The following is a 20,893-nucleotide window of genomic DNA, read 5'->3' as shown; positions in this document are numbered from 1 at the left end:
GGATCAATTTTGTTTCGGTATCATGCCGCGGGCGGAGCGACTGTTACCGATTTAACACTCAGGACTCTATTGGCCATGCGGCAGGCTTTCCAGTAAGGCGCTTGTTGAGACAGTTTCCGATAAATCAGAAGGTGTGAGGATACGGATGACGGTTTTGGTGACAGGCGGTGCCGGCTATATCGGCAGCCACATGGTCTGGGAATTGCTGGATGCCGGCGACAGCGTTGTCGTTCTCGATCGGCTTTCGACCGGCTTCGAATGGGCGGTGGCGCCGGAGGCGAAGCTGGTCGTCGGCGATGTCGCCGACAAGGAATTGGTCGGCTCCATCATCCGCGATAATCATGTCGACGCGATCATCCATTTCGCCGGCTCGATCGTGGTTCCCGAATCGGTCGCCGACCCGCTTGGCTATTACGAGAACAACACCTGCAAGACCCGCACGCTGATCGAAACCGCGGTGCGCGAGGGCGTGCCCCATTTCATCTTTTCCTCGACCGCCGCCGTCTATGGCGGCGCCGGGCTGGAGCCGGTGCGCGAGGATGCGCGGCTGGCGCCGGAATCGCCCTACGGCCTGTCCAAGCTGATGAGCGAATGGATGCTGCGCGACGCTGCGATCGCCTACGGCTTGCACTACACGGCGCTGCGTTATTTCAACGTTGCTGGCGCCGATCCCAAGGGCCGCACCGGCCAGTCGACGCCGGGCGCCACGCATCTGATCAAGGTCGCCTGCGAGACGGCGCTCGGCAAGCGCCCCTTCATGCAGGTGTTCGGCACCGACTATCCGACGCCGGACGGCACCTGCATGCGCGACTATATCCATGTCAGCGACCTCGCGGCGGCGCATCGGCTGGCGCTCGAGCGGCTGCGCGCCGGCGGCACCAGCCTCGTCGCCAATTGCGGCTACAGCCACGGTTATTCGGTGCTTGAAGTCATCGACAGCGTGCGCCGCGTCTTTGGCCATGATTTCGATGTGCGGATGGGCGAGCGCCGCCCGGGCGATGCTGCCGCGGTGGTCGCCAATTCGGAGCTGGCGCGCCGCGAACTCGGCTGGACCCCGCAGCGCGACGATCTCGACCTGATCGTCGCCAATGCGCTCGCCTGGGAGCGCATCCTGACCGGCAAGAATTCGGCACGGGCCTGATACGCCGGTTCTTCGGCTGCGGGCTCGAAAAGCTCGCCATGGACGCGCTATGAAGGGCTCGCGGCGGCGCGTGAAGGTGCTGCACGCGTCGAGCCTTGGGGGATGGCATGAAGATCCTGGTGCTGGGGGCCGGCGTGGTCGGCACGGCGGCCGCCTATTACCTGGCCAGCGACGGCCACGACGTCACCGTCATCGAGCGCCACCAGGCGGCGGCTCGGGGCACCAGCCAGTCGAATGCCGGTCTGGTCTCACCCGGCGACGCCACCGCCTGGGCCTCACCCGCAGCGCTGAAGACGTTCCTGCGCGGGCTCTACAACCACGATCTCGGCATCAAGGTGCGGTTGCGCTTCGATCCCTATTTTCTCGCCTGGAGCCTGCGTTTCCTCAGGCAGTGCACGCAGGCGCGGTTGCGCGCAAACAGCCGGATCAAGCTTCGCCTGGCGCTCTATTCCCGCGACTGCATCAACGCCATCTCGGCGGATACCGGTATCCATTATGACGAGCGCAAGAAGGGCATTCTCTATTTCTTCCGCTCGCAGCAGAGCCTCGATACCGGGACCGACAATTACCGTTATCTCGCCGAGCACGGCCTGCCGATCGAGATCGTCGGCCGCGACCGGCTGGTCGAGCTCGAACCAGGCCTTGCCGGGGTCAAGGAGAAGATTGCCGGCGGCGTCTATTCGCCGATCGACCAGACCGGCGATTCCAGCCAGTTCACCCAGAATCTCGCTGCTCATGCCGCCGAAAAACTCGGCGTGAAATTTCTCTACGGCACGACGGTCGAAGGCCTCGACATCGACGGCGACCGGGTGCGCATGGTCATCACCTCCGCTGGCCCGGTCGCCTGCGACGCCGTGGTGATCTCAATGGGGCCGGAAAGCGGCCTGCTCGGCCGCCGCTACGGCATCGACCTGCCGGTCTATCCGGTGAAAGGCTATACCGCGACCATTCCGCTGGAGGACGAAAGCAAGGGGCCGACCATGGGCGGTGCCGACGAGGATCGGCTGATCGGCTATTCCAGACTGGGCAACCGCTTGCGGATGTCCTCAACGGCGGAATTCACCGGCTTCGACCGTACTTTCAAGCCCGGCGATTTCAACACGATCATCAATACCGGCAAGGATCTCTTCCCAGGCGCCTTCGACGAGAAGAAGGCTGTGTTCTGGGCTGGCCTCAGGCCGATGATGCCGAGCTCCGTGCCGGTCATCGGCCAGGCGCGCTATGAGAATCTCTATCTCGACACCGGCCACGGCCATGTCGGCTGGACCATGGCCTGCGGTTCGGGAAAGTTCCTGGCCGATCTGGTCGCCGGCCGCAAACCGGAGATCGATCCGCAAGGACTAACCTATACCGGCTAGCCCGGATATCTCACACTGTCTTCCGGGGTAGGTCTGTGTGCGGCATTTTTGCGAGCGCATGAGTTGCGGGCAAGGGCTGTCGCCCGCGCGGAGCGGTTGTTGAGGTTCGGCGATGTCCTTGCAGTTGACGGGCGGGGTGGATGGGGGCGCTCAGGCGGCGGCTGCCGATAGTCGGGCGTAGGTCAGTGCCCATTCGCGCTGGAAGGGGCAGGCGGAGTTCATGGCCAGCTTGATGCGGCGCACCGAGACGCTGACCAGGGCGCCGATCTTGAACAGCTTGAGGCGGATGGTGGCGCAACTCGCCCTGGCGAGGCGGGTGTTGGCCAAGCCGATACGGCGCAGCGCGCAGACCAGCACATAGGCCATGGAGGCGAACCACAGCCTGAGCTGGTTGGCGCGCATGGTGGCGGCCGAGGTGCGGTCGGCGAACAGGTCGAGCTGGCATTCCTTGATGCGGTTCTCCATCTCGCCGCGGGCGCAGTAGAGGTCTTCATAAAGGCTCCGTGCCGGCCAGGCCTCGGCGTCGAGCGAGGTGACGACAAAGCGCGGGTTGGCCTCGCCCTGCGTCCACTCGGCCTTGGCCACGACCCGGCGCCGGCAGCTCCAGCTCTTGCGGGTGGTCCACAGGAAGTCCTTGAAGCGGCGGGCCGGTCGGTTGGTGAAGGCACTCTCGGCTCTGGCTTGCCCCAGCTCAGCCCCGATGTGCCGGACCAGCCGGACATTGCGGGCCAGGCCGAACAGGTAGTCGACGGCATTGCTCTCGCACCAGGCCATCAGCTCCTCGCGGGCGAAGCCGGAATCGGCGCGCAGCACGATGCGGACCTTGGGCCAGCGGCCGCGCAGCCGGTGCACGATGCGCTCGATCTCCTGAACCGAGCCGGCGGCGGCGTCGATGTTGGCGGGCCGCAGCTTGGCGCACAGCAAGTGATTGCCGCACAAGACGTAGAGCGGCAGGTAGCAGTAGTGGCCGTAGTAGCCGTGGAAGAAGCGCCCCTCCTGGTTGCCGTGCAGGGGATCGTCGGTGGCATCCAGATCCAGCACGATCTCCTCGGGCGCGGCAGCGTGTGCACCCACGAACAACTCGACGAACAGTGCCTCGATCGCCGCCGGATCGTGGCTGATCTTGTGATAGCGCGAAGGCTCACCCCGGCTCAGCTCCAGCCGGTTGAGCGTCGACTTGCCGGCCACGGCCGCGCATTTCTTGTGACGCCGCGCCTTGAGTTTGCCGGCCAGCACCGCCATCACCGGATCGTGGCGCAGCTCGTCATGGTCGTTGATATCCTCATAGCCGAGCGCAAGCGCGAAGACCCGCTGCGAAACCAGTGTCTTCACCTCATGCTCGATCAACGCCGGATTGCGCGCGTCCGCGAAGCAACGGGCAAAGCGGCCGACCAGTCCGATCGCCCGGTCCGTCAGCCCCAGCAGAAGCGCGCCGGCATCCGAAGTGATCGTTCCGCCGTCGAAACCAGCCACAACGGCGCGCTTTTCAACGGCTGCAAAATCAAACCGTTCCGCGCTACACTCTGTTTGCATCGGGGAGCACCTCTGCCTCGGGTAAGTCTTTGTAGCAGAAGCATTTTCCATGATTCGGAGCCCCGATGCACCTCAACTCTGTGAGATATTCGGGCTAGACATTGCCCGCATCGACTGCCACGCGCCACGACCGCACATAATCCACCCAGGCCGGGTCGTCAGGTGGCTCGGTCCTTTCCCCCTTGCCCCCGACCGCGCCGCCCTCCGATGCCAGCAGGGCAGCGCCGATGCTGGTGCCGGTTGCAGCTTCGGACGCAACGACGGCGCGTGCCGTCGCCGCCGCGAGCATGCGGGTAAAGAGCCGGTTGCGGGCAAAGGGCCCCTCGACAATTGTCGGGCCGGCGGCGCCGATCAGGTCGAGGCAGGTCGCCGTCATCAGCGCCAGATAGAACGAGATGGCGACGAAGCGCTGACCGGGCGTGATGGTCTCGGCATTGAGCCAGGCGGCGGTGTGATGCGGAAACGGTCCCGACCCGTGCTGGGTCGACGGCAAGAGGAATGTTTTTTGCGCGAGCACAGCCGCGATATCGTGTTCGGTCCAGTCTTCTGACTGGCCTTCCGTCAGCAGAGAAAACTCGCGCCCGCCCATGAAGCGGGCCGAAGGCACAGGATCGCCGAGCGCGTTGACATTGGCCAATGTGTCGCGCACAGGATCGAGCGCGTCCTTGGTGCCGCCGACCGCCATCGAGACCACCCAGGTACCGGTCGAGACCACCGAGAAAGGCGGGCTGTCAGACAGGAGATGCGGCAGCAGCGATGCGTTGGAATCGTGCAGGCCGCAAAATACCGGCGTTTGCCGATCGAGCCCGGTTTGTCTGGCGAGAGCGGGAAGGATCGGGCCGAGGCGGTCTTTCGCAGGCCGCACCGGCGCCATCAGCCTGCGCCAGTCCATCTTGTCGACCAGTGACGAAAAGTCGGCTTGCCACGGGTTCCACAGATCGGTGTGGCATCCGAGCGATGTCACCTCGTTGGCGGCGACACCGGTCAGCCGCAAGGCCCAATATTGCGGGTACATCAGAATCGTGGCTGCCCGGGCGAATTCGGCCGGGAACAGCTTCTGCTGCCAGAAGAGCTGCGCGCCGATGTTGAGGCCGGCCGGCAGGCGCGGCGTACCCGTCTCGGCAAAGGGCGGACGCGTCGCGTCATAATCTTGGGCGAGTGTGTCAGGCCCGGCGAATTCATAATCGAGCACCGGCAACGCCAGGCCGCCCGCGGCATCGACCAGCACCGCCGTCGCACCATGGGTGGTGATCGATATGGCGTCGATGCGCTGGTCGCGATGGATTGTGGCGAGGCTGTCCAGGATGAAAGCCCACAGGGCCTCGACATCATGATGCGGGTAAGGACTGTCAGCGGAAGCCGCATTGGCTACACGGCGCAGGGTGACCTCGCGCATGGTCGCGAGGTCGACCAGCGCCACCTTGGCGTTGGTCTTGCCGATATCGATGACGGCGATGTGGCGAAGAGCAGTCATTCCATATGGAACATGGTTTCCAGCGGCACCGCCACCGGCTCGTTGTCTGCTTTGGTTTCCATGATGTCGTCCATATGCGCCCACCAGCGCTGCATCACCGGATGCTTCGGCAAATCATCCATGCCATGACTGTCGCTGCGCCACAGCACGCCGAAGAGAATGTTGGTCTCGTCGTCGAGATGGATCGAATAATCGGAAACGCCGGCCTGTTTGAGCAGTGCGACCAGCGCCGGCCAGATCTCGTCGTGGCGCTTCCTGTATTCGGCCTTCATGCCGGGATTGAGCTTCATCTTGAACGCGTATTTCTCAGGCATCAGCGTCCCCCGCGCAGCCGCCGCCAGAGGATCGGCAATGCGATGACGATGATCAGCAGCAGGCCGATGAAGATCGACATGACGATGCCGGGCACGTTGAGCAGCCCCAGGCCGAAAGTGACCAGCCCCATGATGAAGGCGGCAAGCACGACGCCGAGTATGCTGCCGGCGCCGCCCAGAATGCTGACGCCGCCGAGCACTACCATGGTGATGGCTTCCAGCTCATAGCCTTGCGCGATCGAAGGCCGCGTCGAGCCGAGCCGCGAGGTGATCAGTACAGAGGCGATGCCCGACATCAGCCCGGTCAGGCAAAACAGGATGAACTTGATGCGGTCGACGCGCACGCCGGAGAATTGCGCCGCGATAGGGTTGTTGCCGATGGCAAAGACGCGGCGGCCGAAGCTCGTCCGGTGCAGCACGAACCAGTAGATGATTGCCGCGACAAGGAACAGCATCAGTTCGAACGACACCACCCACCAGACATAGCCCTGGCCGAAAAAGGCGAAGCTTGCGGGATAACCCTTGTAGGCCTGGTCGCCGAGGATGATGAAGGCAACGCCGCGAAACAGGCTCATCGTGCCGATGGTGACGACGATCGAAGGCAGTCCGAGCCTTGTGACCAACAGGCCATTGAAGGCGCCGCAGCCGAGCCCGACGAGGATGCCGACCGCCACCAGCACCGGTGTGCCGGCGCCGGCCTGCACCGCCATGCCCATCATGGTCGAGGCGAGCGCGATGATGGCGGCGACCGACAGGTCGATCTCGCCGGAAATGATCAGCAGCGCCATGGCGAAAGCGATCAGCGCCTTTTCCGTGAAATTGAAGGTCAGGTCCGACAGCGACCACGGGTCGAGGAAATAGGGCGAGGCGAAGCTGTTGACCGCGAAGATCGCCACCGCGACCACGACCAGCAGCGCCTCCCACGAGAAGATCGCTGAAGAGAGCGGCTTGTCCAGCCGGTCCGGTATGTGGCGCGGGGCAGGGGTGTCGGTCATGCCGCTTCCGCCTTCTTCAGGATGATGCGGCCCTGCCGGCGTTCGCCGCGCGCATTGAGCGCCACCGCCAGGATGATGGCGCTGCCCGAGATTGCCATCTGCCAGAAGGGCGAGATGTTGATGACCGGCAGCGCGTTGGCGATGATGCCGAGGAACAGCGCGCCAAGCACCGCGCCGCCGACCGAGCCGATGCCGCCGGCGATCGAAATGCCGCCGATGACGCAGGCGGCGATGATGTTGAGCTCATAGCCGTTGGCGACCTCGACCGAAGCGATGACGTAGCGCGAGATCCAGAGGTAGCCGGCGAGCCCGCCGATCATGCCGGAAATGCAGAAGACGATGAACTTGGTGCGGCCGACATCGATGCCGGCATAGACCGACCCAGTCGGGTTGACGCCGACGGCGTAGATCGAGCGGCCGAGCGCCGTGCGCGTCATCAACAGGAAGAACAGCGCGATGACCAGCAGGGCGATCCATGAGAGCACCGGAATGCCAAGGAAGACTGCGCGCTGCAGGCCGATAAAGGCCGGGCTCATCTGGTCGGCATTGACCCAGGCGCCGCCGGAGATGACGAAGGTGGCGCCGCGATAGATGGTGAGCGTGCCCAGCGTCACCACGATCGAAGGGATGTTCAGCCGCCAAACCAGCAGCCCGTTGATGGCGCCGAGCACCAGCCCGACAAGAAGAGCTGCGACGATCAGCAGCGGGATCGGGATGGCCGGATGCGCGGCGTTCAGCATCGCCACCACCATGCCGGTGAAACAGAGGTTGGAAGCCATCGACAGATCGATGGAGCGGGTCAGGATCACCACCATCTGCCCCAGCGCCAGGATCATCAGGATCGAGGTGTCGTTGAACACCTGGCGCAGATTGGCCGGATCCGAAAAACCCGGGAAGCGCATCGAGATCAGCCCGATCAGCACGGCGATTGCCGCCAGCAGCCAGATCTCACGATACCTAAGGAAATTCTTCATGCCGCGATCCCCGCTGCCGTCCTGACCAGCGTTTCGGCGTCGAGCTCCTTATTGTCGTAGACAGAGGCGATGCGGCCCTCGCGCATGACGACGACGCGGTCGGACATGCCGAGGATTTCGGGCAGTTCGGACGACACCATGATCACCGACAGGCCTTGTGCGACGAGTTCGGCCATGAAGCCGTGCACGGCGGCCTTGGAGCCTATATCGATGCCCTTGGTCGGCTCGTCGAGGATGATCACCTTTGGTGCGGTCGCCAGCCATTTGGCGATGACGATCTTCTGCTGGTTGCCCCCCGACAACGTGCCGACATCCTGGCTGAGTGAGGAGGCGCGCAGGTCGAGCCGCTCGGTAAAGGCGCGGGCCAGCGCGAATTCTTCCGCCAGCCGCAATATGCCCGTTTTGGATGTGCGCTTGAGCGAGGGCAGCGAGACATTCTGGAATATCGGCAGGCCGATCACCACGCCCTGCTTGCCGCGCTCTTCCGGCACATAGACGATGCCGGCCTCGATCGAATCCGCCGCCGATTTCGGCGCGATCGGTTTGCCTTCCAGGGCGATCGTGCCGCTGCTGGTGCGGGTGATGCCTGATATCGCCTGCATCACCTCGCTGCGGCCAGCGCCGACAAGGCCATAGAAGCCGAGGATTTCGCCCCTGTGCAATTCGAAGCCGATGTCGTCGAACTCGGTCGGATGCGACAGGCCGGAGACGGTGAGCACCGGCGCGCCGATTGTGGCCTTGCGCTGCGGAAAGATATGATCGACGGCGCGGCCAACCATCATGCGCACGATCTGGCTCTGGCCGGCATCCCTGATCAGGCCTTCGCCGACCATCTCGCCATCGCGGAACACCGTATAACGGTCGGCGATGCGATAGATCTCGTCAAACTTGTGGCTGATGAACAGGATCGCCTTGCCTTCGCTCTTCAGGAATTCGATCAGCAGGAACAACTCCTCGATCTCCTTCATCGAAAGCGCTGCCGTCGGCTCGTCCATGATGACGATCCGGGCGTCGATCGACATGGCGCGGGCAACCGCGACCAGATGCTTGTTGGCGATGCCAAGATCCTTCAGCCGCGTGTCGGCGTCGATATGGCCGGCGCCCATCGTGTCCAGCACTTCCTTCGCGTTCTTGCGCATGGTGCGCCAGTCGATGGTCTTGAAGCGGGTGCGCGGCGCATGGCCGAGGAAGATGTTTTCGGCGACCGAAAGATCGTCGAACAGCACGGTTTCCTGATGGATGGCGGTGATGCCGTGGCCGAAGGCGGCATGGGCGCTGGGCAGCGTGACGGGCTGGCCGTCGATGCTGATGATGCCGGCGTCAGGCTGGTAGATGCCGGTCATGATCTTGACCAGCGTCGACTTGCCGGCGCCGTTTTCGCCGATCAACGCGGTCACCTGGCCGGGATAGAGCGACAGGCTGACATCGTGCAGCGCGCGCACGCCGGGAAAGCTTTTTGAGATGCCGGACAGCGTCAGGCGTGGAGCCTTACCTTCCCCCTTGTGGGGAGGGTCGCGAACGACGTGAGCGGGGTGGGGGTCTACTAGCATATCAAGGTCCTGGCACATGGAGATGTCGCCACCCCACCCCGTCTCGCCTGCATCGCTTCGCGAAGCCGGCTCGCCGACCCTCCCCACAAGGGGGAGGGTGGTGCGAGCGCCCGAGATCAATAGATCTTGGAGAACTTCTCGATGTTGGTCTTGTCGAACTGGAAGGGCGGAGCCATCGCAGCCGAGTTGGTGTCGTCGAGCGTCACCTTGCCGACACGGCCGATCGACAGCGTCGCGCCCGGCTTGGCTTCTTCCTTCTTCACCGCCACGTCGTAGGCGAGGTAGACGGCCGAATAGCCGAGGTCGATCGGGTTCCACAGTGCCACCGCCTGCGAAGAGCCATTGTCGATGAACTTCTTGAACTCCGACGGCAGCGCCAGGCCGGTGACGTTCACCTTGCCGATCAGGTTCTCATCAGTCACCACTTGGGCGGCGGCAACGACGCCGACGGTGGTCGGCGCGATAATCGCCTTGAGGTTCGGATACGACTTCAACAGGCCCTTGGCCTCGTCGGTGCTCTTGGCCGAGTCGTCATCGCCATAGACGGTGGCGACGAGATTGATCTTGGGGAACTTCTCCGGCAGGATTTTCTTGGCAGCATCGATCCAGGCGTTCTGGTTGGTCGCCGTGGACGAAGCCGACAGGATGGCGACGTCGCCGCCTTCCGGCAGATAGTCGGCGGCGAGCTTGATGATGGTCTCGCCGATCAGGCCGGTGTCGGACGGGTTGAGGTGAAGCTGGCGGCCTTCCGGCGCGACGCCCGAATCCCACGAGATGACGGTGATGCCGCGTTCCATCGCCTTCTTCAGCGCCGGCACCAGTGCGTCGGCGTCATTGGCCGAAATGGCGATGGCGTTGACCTTCTGGGCGATCAGCGAATTGACCACTTCGATCTGCGCCTCGGCGGTCGCCTTGGTCGGGCCGGTGTAGATGATGTCAACATCGCCCAGTTCCTTGGCCGCCTCTTCGGCGCCCTTGTTGGCGGCGTCGAAGAAGCCGTTGCCGAGCGACTTCACCACCAGTGCGATCTTGACGTTCTCGGCATAGGCGGCATTCACGAACATGGCGGCCGAAAATGCCGCCGTAACCATCAATTTCCTAAGAAAGCTCATCGAATATCCTCCCTTGAGCGTTGCATTCCATCGCCGCTGCGGCGTGAGTTTGTCTCAGGCCTGCAGTGAAGATTCTTCCTTATTGCTTGCCGTCTTGCGGGCGACGATCAGCGCCACCCCAGCGGTCTCCAGCATCTTGGCTTCGCGGTCCTCGATGCCGTCGTCGGTGATCACGGTGGCGATGCGCGACAGGCCGCACAGGATCAGGCTCGACCGCTTGCGGAACTTCGAGGAATCGACCAGCACCACCAGCTCGTCGGCCTGGTCGATCAGTTTCTGCTCGGCCTGGATCAAAAGCGGATCGCCTTCCATCAGGCCGAGCGGCCCCAGCCCCTGCGCGCCCATGAACATGCGGCGCGCATAGAAATTGCGCGTCACGTCATTGTCGAAGGGCGACAGGATGATGTTCTGTTCGCGGTAGATGGTGCCGCCCGACAGCATCACCGTGTTCTTGGAATGCTTGAGCAGATGTTCGGCGATCGGGAAGGAATTGGTGAAGATCGGCATGCGGCGGCCGGTCAGGAAATGCACCATCTGGAAGGTGGTGGTGCCGCCATTGATGATGATCGGCTCACCATCCTTGCACAGCTCCACCGCCTCCCTGGCGATCGCCCGCTTCTGTGAAGCATTGAGAGTCTCGTTGACGGAAAAGGGCCGGCCGGCAAGGCCGATGAACTGCGGCGGCGCGATTGCTTCGGCGCCGCCACGCACCCGGCGAAGGCGTTTTTGCACATGAAGCGCGGCGATGTCGCGCCGGATCGTCGCCTCGGAGGAGTCCGTCAGGTCGACCATCTCCTGCACTGTCACCACAGGCTTTTCCTGGACGGCGGACAGAATGATCCTATGGCGCTCTTTCTCGTGCATGGTTCCTCCCTGCCTGATCATCTAGGCACCCAAAACGCGCAGTGTCAATCATTTCCGATCAGATAATTTCATTGTGCAGTGCAATATGATTGATATTGATCGTTTGTGATTGACAACGCCGGTGCTTCCGTGGACATTTGGGCATAATCGACCGCATCGTTTGCGCGTCTCACGGGAGGATATTCAAATGCTCGACAAGCGCTCCGGCACGCGCCTCGCCAATCTGTGGGACGATGCCAAGGCCAAAGGGATGAGCGACCCGGAGCTTCTCGTCTATCGCTCCAACGTGCTCGGTTCCGACAAGCGCGTCACCAACTATGGCGGCGGCAACACCTCCTCCAAGATCCGGCAGAAGGATCCGCTGACCGGCGAGAGCGTGGAAGTGCTCTGGGTCAAGGGCTCGGGCGGCGACAGCGCCTCGATCAGGCTCGACGGCTTCGCCACCCTCTACATGGACAAATTGCGCGCGCTGAAGGGCCTCTATCGCGGCCTCGACCATGAGGACGAGATGGTCGGCTATCTGCCGCACTGCACCTTCAACCTCAACCCGCGCGCGGCCTCGATCGACACGCCGCTGCACGCTTTCGTCCCCAAGCCTTGCGTCGACCATATGCATCCCGACGCCATCATCGCCATTGCCGCGGCCAAGGATTCCAAGGCGCTGACCAGGGAGATCTTCGGCGACGCCATTGGCTGGCTGCCGTGGAAGCGGCCGGGTTTCGAGCTTGGCCTCTGGCTGGAGAGATTCTGCCTCGAAAACCCCGGAGCCAAGGGTGTCGTGCTGGCAAGCCACGGCCTGTTTACCTGGGGCGAAACGCCGAAGGAGTGCTACGAGACGACGATCTCGGTGATCAACCAGGCGATTGCGTGGTTCGAGCGGCGCTCCGAAGGCGTGGCGATCTTCGGCGGCGAAGTCGTCAAATCGCTCGACACTGAGGCGCGTCGCGCCGTCGCCGCGAAGCTGATGCCGAGAATCCGCGGCCTGATCTCGGAAAAGAGCCACAAGATCGGCCACTTCGACGATTCGCCGGCCGTGCTGGAATTCGTCAATTCCAGGGATCTGCGGCCGCTGGCAGCGCTTGGCACGTCCTGCCCGGATCATTTCCTGCGCACCAAGATCCGGCCACTGGTCATCGAGTTCGATCCGGCCAAGCCGGATGTCGATGCGGTCGTTACCCGCCTCGCCGGCGATATTGCCGCCTATCGTGTCGGCTATCAGGCCTATTATGACAAGTGCAAGCATGCGGATTCGCCACCCGTGCGCGATCCCAACGCGGTGGTCTATCTGATGCCCGGCGTCGGCATGTTCACCTTTGCTGGGGACAAGGCGACCGCGCGCATATCGGGCGAGTTCTACGTCAACGCCATCAATGTCATGCGCGGCGCCTCGACCGTTTCGTCCTATGTCGGCCTGCCCGACCAGGAGGCGTTCGACATCGAATATTGGCTGCTCGAGGAAGCAAAGCTGCAGCGCCTGCCGAAGCCGAAGGCGCTGGCCGGCCAGATCGCACTGGTCACCGGTGGCGCCGGCGGCATCGGCCGCGCCACCGCTAACAGGCTCTTGCGCGAAGGCGCCTGCGTCGTGCTGGCCGACATCGACGAAACTGCGCTCGCCAGCGCCAATGACGAGCTGGCCAAGGCCTATGGCAAGGATTTTGTCCGGCCGGTACTGATCAACGTCACATCAGAGGACCAGGTGATATCAGGTTTCGCCGAGACTTCGGTCGAATTCGGCGGCATCGACATTTTGGTCTCCAATGCCGGCCTGGCCTCCGCGGCGCCGATCGAGGAAACGACGCTGGCGCTGTGGAACAAGAACATGGACATCCTGTCCACGGGCTATTTCCTGGTGTCGCGCGAGGCCTTCCGGCTGTTCCGCGCCCAGAAGATCGGCGGCAACGTCGTCTTCGTCGCCTCCAAGAACGGGCTCGCCGCATCGCCCAATGCCGCCGCCTATTGCACGGCCAAGGCTGCCGAGATCCATCTGGCGCGGTGCCTGGCGCTGGAAGGCGCGGAAGCGCAGATCAGGGTCAATGTCGTCAATCCCGACGCGGTACTGCGCGGTTCGAAGATCTGGACCGGCGAATGGAAGGAACAGCGCGCCGCCGCCTACAAGATGTCGACCGACGACCTGGAGGAGCACTACCGTTCGCGCTCGATGCTGAAGCGCTCGGTCTTCCCTGAAGACATCGCCGAGGCAATCTATTTCTTCGCCTCCGACATGTCGGCCAAGTCGACCGGCAACATCCTCAATGTGGACGCGGGCAACGCCCAAAGCTTTACGCGATAAGCCTTCCTTCTCCCCGTTCTACGGGGAGAAGGTGCACGAAGGGCGGATGAGGGACGGCGCCAGCCGAACGAGTACCGGGAGGAATTGCATTGTCTGAATTGATTATTTCGGATGACATCGTCGAGAAAGACAATGCCGTGCGCAAGGCCGACCTCGAGCGCGACTACGCCTCGCTCGGCGAACGCCTCGACCGCCGCGGCATCGCCATCGACGCCATCCGCGACAAGGTCGAGAAATTCGCGGTCGCGATCCCGTCCTGGGGCGTCGGCACGGGCGGCACCCGCTTCGCCCGCTTTCCCGGCGCCGGCGAGCCGCGCGACATCTTCGACAAGATCGAGGACTGCGCCGTCATCCAGCAATTGACGCAGGCCACGCCGACCGTCTCGCTGCACATCCCGTGGGACAAGGCCGATCCGAACCGGCTGAAACAGGCCGCATCGCGCTTCGGCCTCGGCTTCGACGCCATGAACTCCAACACCTTCTCCGACGCGAAGGACCAGAAGCTTTCCTATAAATTCGGCTCGCTATCGCATGCCGATGCCGCAACGCGCCGCCAGGCGGTCGAGCACAATCTCGAATGCATCGAGATCGGCAGAACGTTGGGTTCCAAGGCGCTGACGGTGTGGATCGGCGACGGCTCGAATTTTCCCGGCCAGGTCAATTTCGCCGGAGCCTTCGAGCGCTATCTCGACGCCATGAAGGAGATCTACGCTGGGCTGCCTAACGACTGGAAGCTGTTCACCGAGCACAAGATGTATGAGCCGGCCTTCTATTCGACGGTCGTGCAGGACTGGGGCACCAACTACATGATCGCCCAGGAACTCGGCGACAAGGCCTTCTGCCTGGTCGATCTTGGCCATCATGCGCCCAACGTCAACATCGAGATGATCGTGTCGCGGCTGATCCAGTTCAAGAAACTCGGCGGCTTCCACTTCAACGATTCCAAATATGGCGACGACGATCTCGACGCCGGGTCTATCGATCCTTACCGGCTGTTCCTGGTTTTCAACGAACTGGTCGATGCCGAGCTTTCGGGTGCAAAGGGCTTCGATCCCGCGCATATGCTCGACCAAAGCCACAACGTCACCGATCCGATCGAGAGCCTGATGCTGTCTGCGGTCGAGGTGCTGCGCGCCTATGCGCAGGCGCTGCTCGTCGATCGCAAGGCGCTGGCAGGCTACCAGGACGCCAACGACGCACTGATGGCGACGCAGACACTGAAAGTGGCCTACCGCACCGATGTCGAGCCGATCCTGGCCATGGCACGGCTGAACACTGGCGGCGCCATCGACCCCGTCGCCGCCTACCGCGCGGCCGGTTATCGGGCGAAGGTCGCGGCGGAACGGCCGGCGGTCGCCAGCGGCGGCGGCGGCATTGTCTGATGTCAGGGTTTCAAGTTGGACTGAAACGAAAAACCCGCCTGAGGCGGGTCGCGGCGCAAATCAGCACCATGCGAGAATCACTAGCATAATTGCCAGCACAAAGCAAGAACAAAACGGCTGAAGCGTGAAGCATGGGGGAGAGGTGCAACGCCAAACGAGGCGCGGCACGCCAGCGCAACGATTGGCGTTTTCTCGCTTCCTACTTTCCGCGAGCGGGCGCCGCTGGCGGCGACCAGGACCATGTATCTCGACAAGGACGGCAAGCGGGTGAAGGGCGCCATCGACAGCCGCGCCGCGTCCGGCGAGGCTATAGGGTACTGAATTTCTCTCAGTCGAATCAGAGGACCAGCGTCAGGGTGGATGCGACCAGCATCAGGGCCGCAATGCCGACGAACAGGGCGTAGATGCGGGGCCGGTCGAGTAAAAGCGCATTGCCGGATATCCAGGCCGCCGTGGCGCCGCCGAGCGCGAAAAGAAAGCCGTTGCGGTGGCCGAAGGTCATCGCCGCGGCCATCAGCCCGCCGATGATGAGGGCGCCGAACACGATGATCACGGCGACAGCGTATTTCTCGAAGTCGTTGCTGCCCACAGCTGGCCCCATCGTGTTCAACGTCGAAAAGTCGTCCGGGTCGAAGGGGTTGGTCGACCCGTATTCGTCTTGACCGGCAGGCTCTCGCATCATTCGCTCTCCATGTGGTGGCAACAAATCATCAAGCCTCGCCGAGCGCAACCGGCTCGCACCGCGCTGAATGCGATCGGCACCGTCTTCAACACCTTCTGGTGGCGGCTTGCCACCAGTTTTTTGGGATCGGTGCCCTGATCGTCCTGCCGCGACAGGCGATCTGTCCGGCTGAATCGCCGGCTCAACATGCAATGCGTTCGTGGAGGAAAAATGATGCCAAAGCGTCAGATCCAAAAGTGGGTGCCGGTTTGGGGAAATCCGATGCCCGGACAAAAAGCTGGAGCGGCGGTACGAATCGACAGGTCCGCCGCTCCCGAGCCGGATTGCGTCTAGAATTTCATGCTGAGGCTGCCTTTGATGACACGGCCTTCGCCATAGATGCAGCCGGAACCGGGATAGCAGGTCGAATAATAGGTCTTGTCGAACAGGTTGGAGACGTTGAGCGCGGCCTGCCAGCCGTTCTTCTTGTACCGCAGCGCGGCATCAACCAGCGTATAGCCGGGCACGTTCACCGTGTTCGCGTTGTCGCCGAAGCTTGCGCCGATATAGCGCACGCCGGCGCCGACGCTCAAGCCCTCGAGCATGCCGTGGCCGATCTCGTAATTGGCCCACAGCGAGGCCTGGTGTTCCGGCACCAGCGACGGGCGGTTGCCGATGACCAAGGGATCGTCCCTGACTATCTCGGCGTCGAGATAGGTGTAGGCAGCGGTCATGCTCAGGCCGGAAGCGAGATCGGCATTGGCTTCGATCTCCAGGCCGCGATGGCGTACCTCAATGGGGCTGGGCTCGGTCGCGGTTTCCTGCGCGAAGGCCGATGCGCAAAGCAACGTCGAGAGGCAGGCCGTTGCGGCCGGCGCGACAAATTGTTGACTTTTTTAGTCCACTTCAATGTTGACTAGTAAAGTCAGGTTTCATAGTCAACCGGGCACAGGCCGCCATCCGCCAGTTTCTGGAAACACGTACGAAGTTGGAGAGAGACCGAAGACCGTGCCCGACAGCCAGACTCAGACGGCCTTCCGCACCCGCAGCCGGATGACCCGGCGCGCGGCGTTCGGGCTTTTCATTTTGCCCTTTGCCGGCACCTCGCTGGTCGAGGCGAAACCGCTGCGCATCGTCTCCCTGGACGACGGGCTGACCGAGACCTTGCTGATGCTCGGGGTAAGGCCGGTCGCCATCGCCGATCGCGAGGTCTGGGAAAAATGGGTGGTCGAGCCGCCGCTGCCGGCGGAGGTCGCCGATGTCGGCACGCTGCTGGAACCCAATCTCGAATTCCTGCAGCAGCTCAGACCCGACATCATCCTTGCCATTCCGTATCTCGACGGTATCAAGCCGCTGCTCGAACGCGTCGCGCCGGTGACGACGATCGGTATCTACACCGAGGAAGGGCAGCCTCTTCGACGCGCCACCGAGGCGACGCGGCAGGTCGCCCGGCTTGTCGGCAAAGAGGCGGAGGGCGAGGCGCTGATCGCAGCGACGGAGGCGTCTTTCCAGGGGATCCGCCAGGAATTGGCGCCGCTTGCGGCGCGGCCGATCTATGTCGTCCATTTCATGGATCCGCGCAATGTGCGCGTCTATGGCAGGAAAAGCCTGTTTCAGGAGGTGTTCGACCGCATCGGGCTCCGCAACGCCTGGACAGGGGAAACCAATTATTGGGGCTTTTCGACCGTTGGCATCGACGGATTGGCGACAGCGAGCGACGCGCGCCTCGCCTATCTCGAACCCTTGCCTGAGGGCGCCGGCGGTACGCTGACCGAAAGCCCGGTCTGGAATGCGATGCCCTTCGTGCGCAACCGGTCGATCATGCGTCTTCCCGCCGTCCTGATGTTCGGAGCGCTTCCGTCCGCCAGTCGTTTCGCGCGGGTCCTGGCCAAGGCGATGACGGCGGAAGCTGCCCGTGGCTGAGGAGACGGCGACGACGTTACGAGACGGCACACTCGCCCCGGCTGGCCAGGCCTTGCCGCATGGAAGTTTCACCAAACGGCCGGTGGGCGTGATCCTGCTCTGCCTGGTGCTCTCGGCTGCCGCTATTGCGGCAACCGTCTCCAATCTCGCTGTGCAACTGCCGTCGGCGCTCTGGCTCCAATCGCTCGTCGCTCCCGACATCGAGGACATGCGGCAGGTGCTCGTCCACTATGCCTTCCTGCCCCGGCTGGCCGTCAGCCTTTTGTGTGGTGCGGCACTCGGCCTTGCTGGAACCGTCCTCCAGCAAGTCTTGCGCAACCCGCTGGCCTCACCGGAAACGGTGGGCGTTTCGGCCGGTGCCTATCTGGCGCTGGCCCTGGCGACACTTCTGGCGCCCTCATTGCTCGCCTTTGGCCGCGAATGGGCAGCGCTTGCGGGTGCCTTCATCGCTATTGCTGGAGTCTTTGTCCTGTCCTGGCACAGGGGGCTGTCGCCGCTTTCCGTCGTGCTGGCGGGACTGGTCGTCAGCCTCTATGCAGGCGCCATCGGCGCGGCTCTGGTCGTACTGCGGCACGAATGGCTGGCCAGCCTGTTCATCTGGGGCGCCGGTTCGCTCGGCCAGCAGGGTTGGACGACGACGCTTTGGCTGTTGCCGCGCATCGGCGCCGCTGCGCTGGCGATCGGCCTGATGGTGCGGCCACTGACCTTGCTTGGCCTTGACGACGAAGGCGCGCGCAGCCTTGGCGTGCCCCTCGGTGTCTACCGTTTTGCCGGGCTTGGGGCGGCCGTCGCGCTCACCGCCTTCGTCGTCGCCGCCGTTGGCGTGGTCGGCTTCGTCGGCCTGGCGGCCGCTTCTCTTGCCCGCATCGGCGGCGCGCGCCGACTTAGCCAGAGGCTGGTCATGGCGCCGCTGATCGGGGCAGCCCTTCTGTGGGCTGCCGACCAGGCGGTGCAAATGGCGACCGGGCCGCAGGGCGACCTTTTGCCCACCGGCGCGATCACCGCGCTTCTCGGTGCCCCGCTGCTGCTCTGGCTGCTGCCCCGCCTTGCTCTCGGCCTGGAGATCCCGGCGCTCACCACCGAACGCCTGCCCAGAACAGGCCGGCCTGGCCTCGTGCTGGCAGCGCTCGGTCTGTCCCTGCTTCTGCTGCTCGGACTTGCCTTGCTTTGCGGGCCAGGGCCGCATGGCTGGACAGTCGCCGTCGGCGATCAATTACAGCCTCTGCTGTCATGGCGGTGGCCCCGGGTGTCGGCTGCGTTCGCCGCCGGCGCCATGCTGGCGCTTGCCGGGCTGATGATGCAGCGGCTGACCGGCAATCCGATGGCAAGCCCCGAGGTGCTGGGCATCAGCGCCGGTGCGGCGCTCGGCATGATGGTGGCGCTGTTTTCCCTGTCCGACGCGGGCCGTCCGGTCCAGACCGCGGCGGCAACCGTCGGCGCTTTCGCCGCGCTGCTCGTTTCGCTGGCAATCGGACGCCGCGCCGCCTATGCGCCGGAACGCCTGCTTCTGGCCGGCGTGGCTCTGACGGCGCTGTTCGACGCGCTGATCCTGGTGCTGACCGCCACCGGCGACCCGCGCGCCATGCTGCTTCTCAATTGGCTCACCGGCTCGACCTATGGCGTCGATGCGAACGCTGCCCTTCTGACCGGCGCCATCGCCATTGTCCTGCTCATCCTCGCTCCGCTCTTTATGCGCTGGCTGGATGTGCTGCCGCTTGGCCCGTCGGCGGTACAGGCCCTTGGCATGGATGTGGCCAAAACCCGGCTGCTTGTGCTGCTGATGGTCGCTGCGCTCACCGCCGCATCGACCTTGATCGTCGGGCCGCTGACCTTCATCGGCCTGATGGCGCCGCATCTTGCCCGGCGCCTCGGTCTCGCCCGTGCGTGGCCGCAGGCGGCCGGCGCCGTGCTGGCCGGAGCGCTGATCATGGTCGCCGCCGACTGGATCGGCCGTACCGCCATCTTCCCGCGCCAGATCCCCGCCGGGCTCGTCGCCACGCTGATCGGCGGCCCGGTGCTGATGTGGCTGCTGCGCCGCCGCTGACCCCTTCATTTTGCAGGAAATGCCGATGTCCAAACCCTCGACGCCCGCTCTGATCGCCGACACCACGGTCCACGACCTCGTCCCGGCGCATGGTGGCGACCCTTGGCGGATTTTCCTCCACGTGCCGGCAAAGCCGGCGCCGGAGGCCGGCTGGCCGGTTCTCTACATGACCGACGGCAACGCGGTGATCGGCACCGCCGTCGATGCCATGCGCGCGCAAGCGGGCTATCCGCTCGGCACCAATGTCGAGGACGGCGTCATCGTCGCCATCGGCTATCCCGTGGCAGGCGCCTACGATTCGCTCAGGCGTTCATGGGATCTCGGCCCGCCGCCCGGCAAGACCTACCCGCCCTTTCATGATGGCGGCCCCGAGGTCAGGACCGGCGGGGCGGAAAAATTCCTCACCTTCATCGAGGATGAGCTGAAGCCATTTGTGGCGGGCCACGCCAGGATCGACACCGGCCGGCAATCGCTGTACGGCCACTCCTTCGGCGGCCTGTTCGCGCTCTACACCCTGTTCGCGCGCCCGCTCGCCTTCCAGACCTGGGTTGCGGCGAGCCCCGCCATCTACTGGGAGGATCGCGCCATCGACCGCTTTCTCCAGCGCTTCGAAGCTGCCGTGCCGGAGGGGCTGAAAGCGCAGGTGATCCTGTCGGCCGGCGAATACGAGACCCAGAAGCTGGCGCCCTTCCAGATAGGTGCTGCGGACGAGGCAAAACGCCTTGAGCAGAAAAAGGTGACGCGCACCGACGAATTCGCGCGCCTGATGGCCGAGCGCCTCGACGCCACCCCGGGCCTGAGCGCCGGCTTCGAACTTCATGCCGGCGAAAACCACATGTCGATCCTGCCGGTCACGGTCAACCGCGCGGTGCAGGCGGCGTTTGCGGCGCGCGTCTCGACCTGACCAGCCACTGACGCTGCTCGATTTGGAGTGGGTTATGGTGGCAAGCTCCTGCCGAGGCCTGCAAGCCGTTCTTCGCCTCGCGCAAAGCTGCCCTACAGCCTGCGCTTGCTGGTCGGCCAGCCTACAATCCTTCCGCGCCAAAAAGGCCGAAAAAGCAAAATCCCGTTACCCAGCGCAAGGAGAATTCCAAATCGCTGGAGATGTCTGTCCTTTGGAACGGGCGCACGCGCCAGCTCATTCGTCGACGGCAGCGGGACGATAGTCACGGCATACAAAATTGTCAGCACGCCAAGCCAGCTTAAAATCACCATCTGGACTCCCTCCAGATAAATACGAGGCAACTAAGCCAAACGTTTCGCGCAGGAAAAAATTTA

17 protein-coding genes are annotated in these 20,893 nt (G+C 63.7%); 7 read left to right on the top strand and 10 right to left on the bottom strand.

What is annotated here, in order from left to right; all coding sequences use genetic code 11:
- The first annotated feature begins 145 nt into the window (after window positions 1-145).
- Window positions 146-1,141: a UDP-glucose 4-epimerase GalE gene (gene galE / locus MESS2_RS00835; RefSeq protein WP_008872125.1), complete on the top strand. Its 996-nt coding sequence runs from the start codon at window positions 146-148 to the stop codon at window positions 1,139-1,141.
- 107 nt (window positions 1,142-1,248) lie between these two features.
- Window positions 1,249-2,499 carry a D-amino acid dehydrogenase gene (locus MESS2_RS00830; RefSeq protein WP_008872124.1) on the top strand — a complete coding sequence of 417 codons (1,251 nt, stop codon included), beginning with the start codon at window positions 1,249-1,251 and terminating at the stop codon, window positions 2,497-2,499.
- A gap of 150 nt (window positions 2,500-2,649) precedes the next feature.
- Here the strand turns inward: MESS2_RS00830 and MESS2_RS00825 are convergent, their stop codons facing one another.
- The 8 genes from MESS2_RS00825 to MESS2_RS00790 all read right to left on the bottom strand — a co-directional run bounded on the left by MESS2_RS00825 (window position 2,650) and on the right by MESS2_RS00790 (window position 11,315).
- Entirely contained in the window at window positions 2,650-4,032 is a 1,383-nt protein-coding gene (locus tag MESS2_RS00825) for an IS1380 family transposase (protein WP_008872123.1), read from the bottom strand.
- A 94-nt stretch (window positions 4,033-4,126) separates the two neighbouring features.
- The gene (locus MESS2_RS00820) at window positions 4,127-5,506 is read right to left on the bottom strand and encodes an FGGY-family carbohydrate kinase (RefSeq protein ID WP_008872122.1); all 1,380 of its coding nucleotides are present in this window, start codon (window positions 5,504-5,506) and stop codon (window positions 4,127-4,129) included.
- Window positions 5,503-5,820 carry an L-rhamnose mutarotase gene (gene rhaM, locus MESS2_RS00815; protein WP_008872121.1) on the bottom strand — a complete coding sequence of 106 codons (318 nt, stop codon included), beginning with the start codon at window positions 5,818-5,820 and terminating at the stop codon, window positions 5,503-5,505. Before rhaM ends, MESS2_RS00820 begins: the two co-directional genes overlap by 4 nt.
- The gene (locus tag MESS2_RS00810; protein ID WP_008872120.1) at window positions 5,820-6,815 is read right to left on the bottom strand and encodes an ABC transporter permease; all 996 of its coding nucleotides are present in this window, start codon (window positions 6,813-6,815) and stop codon (window positions 5,820-5,822) included. The genes rhaM and MESS2_RS00810 overlap by 1 nt, the downstream gene beginning before the upstream one ends.
- Window positions 6,812-7,789 (bottom strand): ABC transporter permease, encoded by a 978-nt coding sequence (locus MESS2_RS00805; protein WP_008872119.1) that lies wholly within the window; start codon window positions 7,787-7,789, stop codon window positions 6,812-6,814. Before MESS2_RS00805 ends, MESS2_RS00810 begins: the two co-directional genes overlap by 4 nt.
- Entirely contained in the window at window positions 7,786-9,339 is a 1,554-nt protein-coding gene (locus MESS2_RS00800) for a sugar ABC transporter ATP-binding protein (protein ID WP_040591746.1), read from the bottom strand. Before MESS2_RS00800 ends, MESS2_RS00805 begins: the two co-directional genes overlap by 4 nt.
- A 116-nt stretch (window positions 9,340-9,455) precedes the next feature.
- Complete coding sequence (gene rhaS, locus MESS2_RS00795) at window positions 9,456-10,451, bottom strand: rhamnose ABC transporter substrate-binding protein (RefSeq protein ID WP_008872117.1); 996 nt, start codon at window positions 10,449-10,451, stop codon at window positions 9,456-9,458.
- Window positions 10,452-10,505: 54 nt separating this feature from the next.
- The gene (locus MESS2_RS00790) at window positions 10,506-11,315 is read right to left on the bottom strand and encodes a DeoR/GlpR family DNA-binding transcription regulator (RefSeq protein ID WP_008872116.1); all 810 of its coding nucleotides are present in this window, start codon (window positions 11,313-11,315) and stop codon (window positions 10,506-10,508) included.
- A 187-nt stretch (window positions 11,316-11,502) separates the two neighbouring features.
- Between MESS2_RS00790 and MESS2_RS00785 the strand changes: the two genes are divergently transcribed.
- Together MESS2_RS00785 and rhaI are read left to right on the top strand one after the other, a co-directional pair.
- The gene (locus tag MESS2_RS00785; RefSeq protein WP_008872115.1) at window positions 11,503-13,605 is read left to right on the top strand and encodes a bifunctional rhamnulose-1-phosphate aldolase/short-chain dehydrogenase; all 2,103 of its coding nucleotides are present in this window, start codon (window positions 11,503-11,505) and stop codon (window positions 13,603-13,605) included.
- Between the two features lie 89 nt (window positions 13,606-13,694).
- Window positions 13,695-14,987 (top strand): L-rhamnose catabolism isomerase, encoded by a 1,293-nt coding sequence (rhaI, locus tag MESS2_RS00780; protein WP_008872114.1) that lies wholly within the window; start codon window positions 13,695-13,697, stop codon window positions 14,985-14,987.
- 337 nt (window positions 14,988-15,324) lie between these two features.
- Here rhaI and MESS2_RS33920 read toward each other — a convergent pair whose 3' ends face one another.
- Both MESS2_RS33920 and MESS2_RS00770 read right to left on the bottom strand, forming a co-directional pair.
- Window positions 15,325-15,669 (bottom strand): hypothetical protein, encoded by a 345-nt coding sequence (locus MESS2_RS33920; RefSeq protein ID WP_008872112.1) that lies wholly within the window; start codon window positions 15,667-15,669, stop codon window positions 15,325-15,327.
- Between the two features lie 329 nt (window positions 15,670-15,998).
- Entirely contained in the window at window positions 15,999-16,496 is a 498-nt protein-coding gene (locus MESS2_RS00770; protein WP_008872111.1) for a TonB-dependent siderophore receptor, read from the bottom strand.
- 160 nt (window positions 16,497-16,656) lie between these two features.
- On the opposite strand from MESS2_RS00770, the gene MESS2_RS00765 reads away from it, so the two are divergent.
- The 3 genes from MESS2_RS00765 to MESS2_RS00755 are packed head-to-tail and all read left to right on the top strand — an operon-like array spanning window position 16,657 to window position 20,519.
- Entirely contained in the window at window positions 16,657-17,571 is a 915-nt protein-coding gene (locus tag MESS2_RS00765) for an ABC transporter substrate-binding protein (RefSeq protein ID WP_008872110.1), read from the top strand.
- Window positions 17,564-19,615, top strand: coding sequence for a Fe(3+)-hydroxamate ABC transporter permease FhuB (fhuB, locus tag MESS2_RS00760; protein WP_008872109.1), 2,052 nt, complete (start codon window positions 17,564-17,566; stop codon window positions 19,613-19,615). Before MESS2_RS00765 ends, fhuB begins: the two co-directional genes overlap by 8 nt.
- A gap of 19 nt (window positions 19,616-19,634) precedes the next feature.
- Window positions 19,635-20,519 (top strand): alpha/beta hydrolase, encoded by an 885-nt coding sequence (locus tag MESS2_RS00755; RefSeq protein WP_040591733.1) that lies wholly within the window; start codon window positions 19,635-19,637, stop codon window positions 20,517-20,519.
- Window positions 20,520-20,893: the final 374 nt, after the last annotated feature.

Origin of the sequence: Mesorhizobium metallidurans STM 2683, assembly GCF_000350085.1 — a bacterium.
GTDB classification, from domain to species: Bacteria; Pseudomonadota; Alphaproteobacteria; order Rhizobiales; family Rhizobiaceae; genus Mesorhizobium; species Mesorhizobium metallidurans.
This window is presented reverse-complemented; position numbering and strand designations above follow the sequence as displayed.

Bases quoted from the DNA above. Each gene is read 5' to 3' on its own strand.
- MESS2_RS00755 (WP_040591733.1), top strand. From the start codon at position 19,635: ATGCCGATGTCCAAACCCTCGACGCCCGCTCTGATCGCCGACACCACG.
- MESS2_RS00800 (WP_040591746.1), bottom strand. From the start codon at position 9,339: ATGCTAGTAGACCCCCACCCCGCTCACGTCGTTCGCGACCCTCCCCAC.
- MESS2_RS00810 (WP_008872120.1), bottom strand. From the start codon at position 6,815: ATGACCGACACCCCTGCCCCGCGCCACATACCGGACCGGCTGGACAAG.
- rhaM (WP_008872121.1), bottom strand. From the start codon at position 5,820: ATGCCTGAGAAATACGCGTTCAAGATGAAGCTCAATCCCGGCATGAAG.
- MESS2_RS00825 (WP_008872123.1), bottom strand. From the start codon at position 4,032: ATGCAAACAGAGTGTAGCGCGGAACGGTTTGATTTTGCAGCCGTTGAA.
- MESS2_RS00820 (WP_008872122.1), bottom strand. From the start codon at position 5,506: ATGACTGCTCTTCGCCACATCGCCGTCATCGATATCGGCAAGACCAAC.
- MESS2_RS00805 (WP_008872119.1), bottom strand. From the start codon at position 7,789: ATGAAGAATTTCCTTAGGTATCGTGAGATCTGGCTGCTGGCGGCAATC.
- MESS2_RS00790 (WP_008872116.1), bottom strand. From the start codon at position 11,315: ATGCACGAGAAAGAGCGCCATAGGATCATTCTGTCCGCCGTCCAGGAA.
- galE (WP_008872125.1), top strand. From the start codon at position 146: ATGACGGTTTTGGTGACAGGCGGTGCCGGCTATATCGGCAGCCACATG.
- MESS2_RS00785 (WP_008872115.1), top strand. From the start codon at position 11,503: ATGCTCGACAAGCGCTCCGGCACGCGCCTCGCCAATCTGTGGGACGAT.
- rhaS (WP_008872117.1), bottom strand. From the start codon at position 10,451: ATGAGCTTTCTTAGGAAATTGATGGTTACGGCGGCATTTTCGGCCGCC.
- MESS2_RS00830 (WP_008872124.1), top strand. From the start codon at position 1,249: ATGAAGATCCTGGTGCTGGGGGCCGGCGTGGTCGGCACGGCGGCCGCC.
- MESS2_RS33920 (WP_008872112.1), bottom strand. From the start codon at position 15,669: ATGATGCGAGAGCCTGCCGGTCAAGACGAATACGGGTCGACCAACCCC.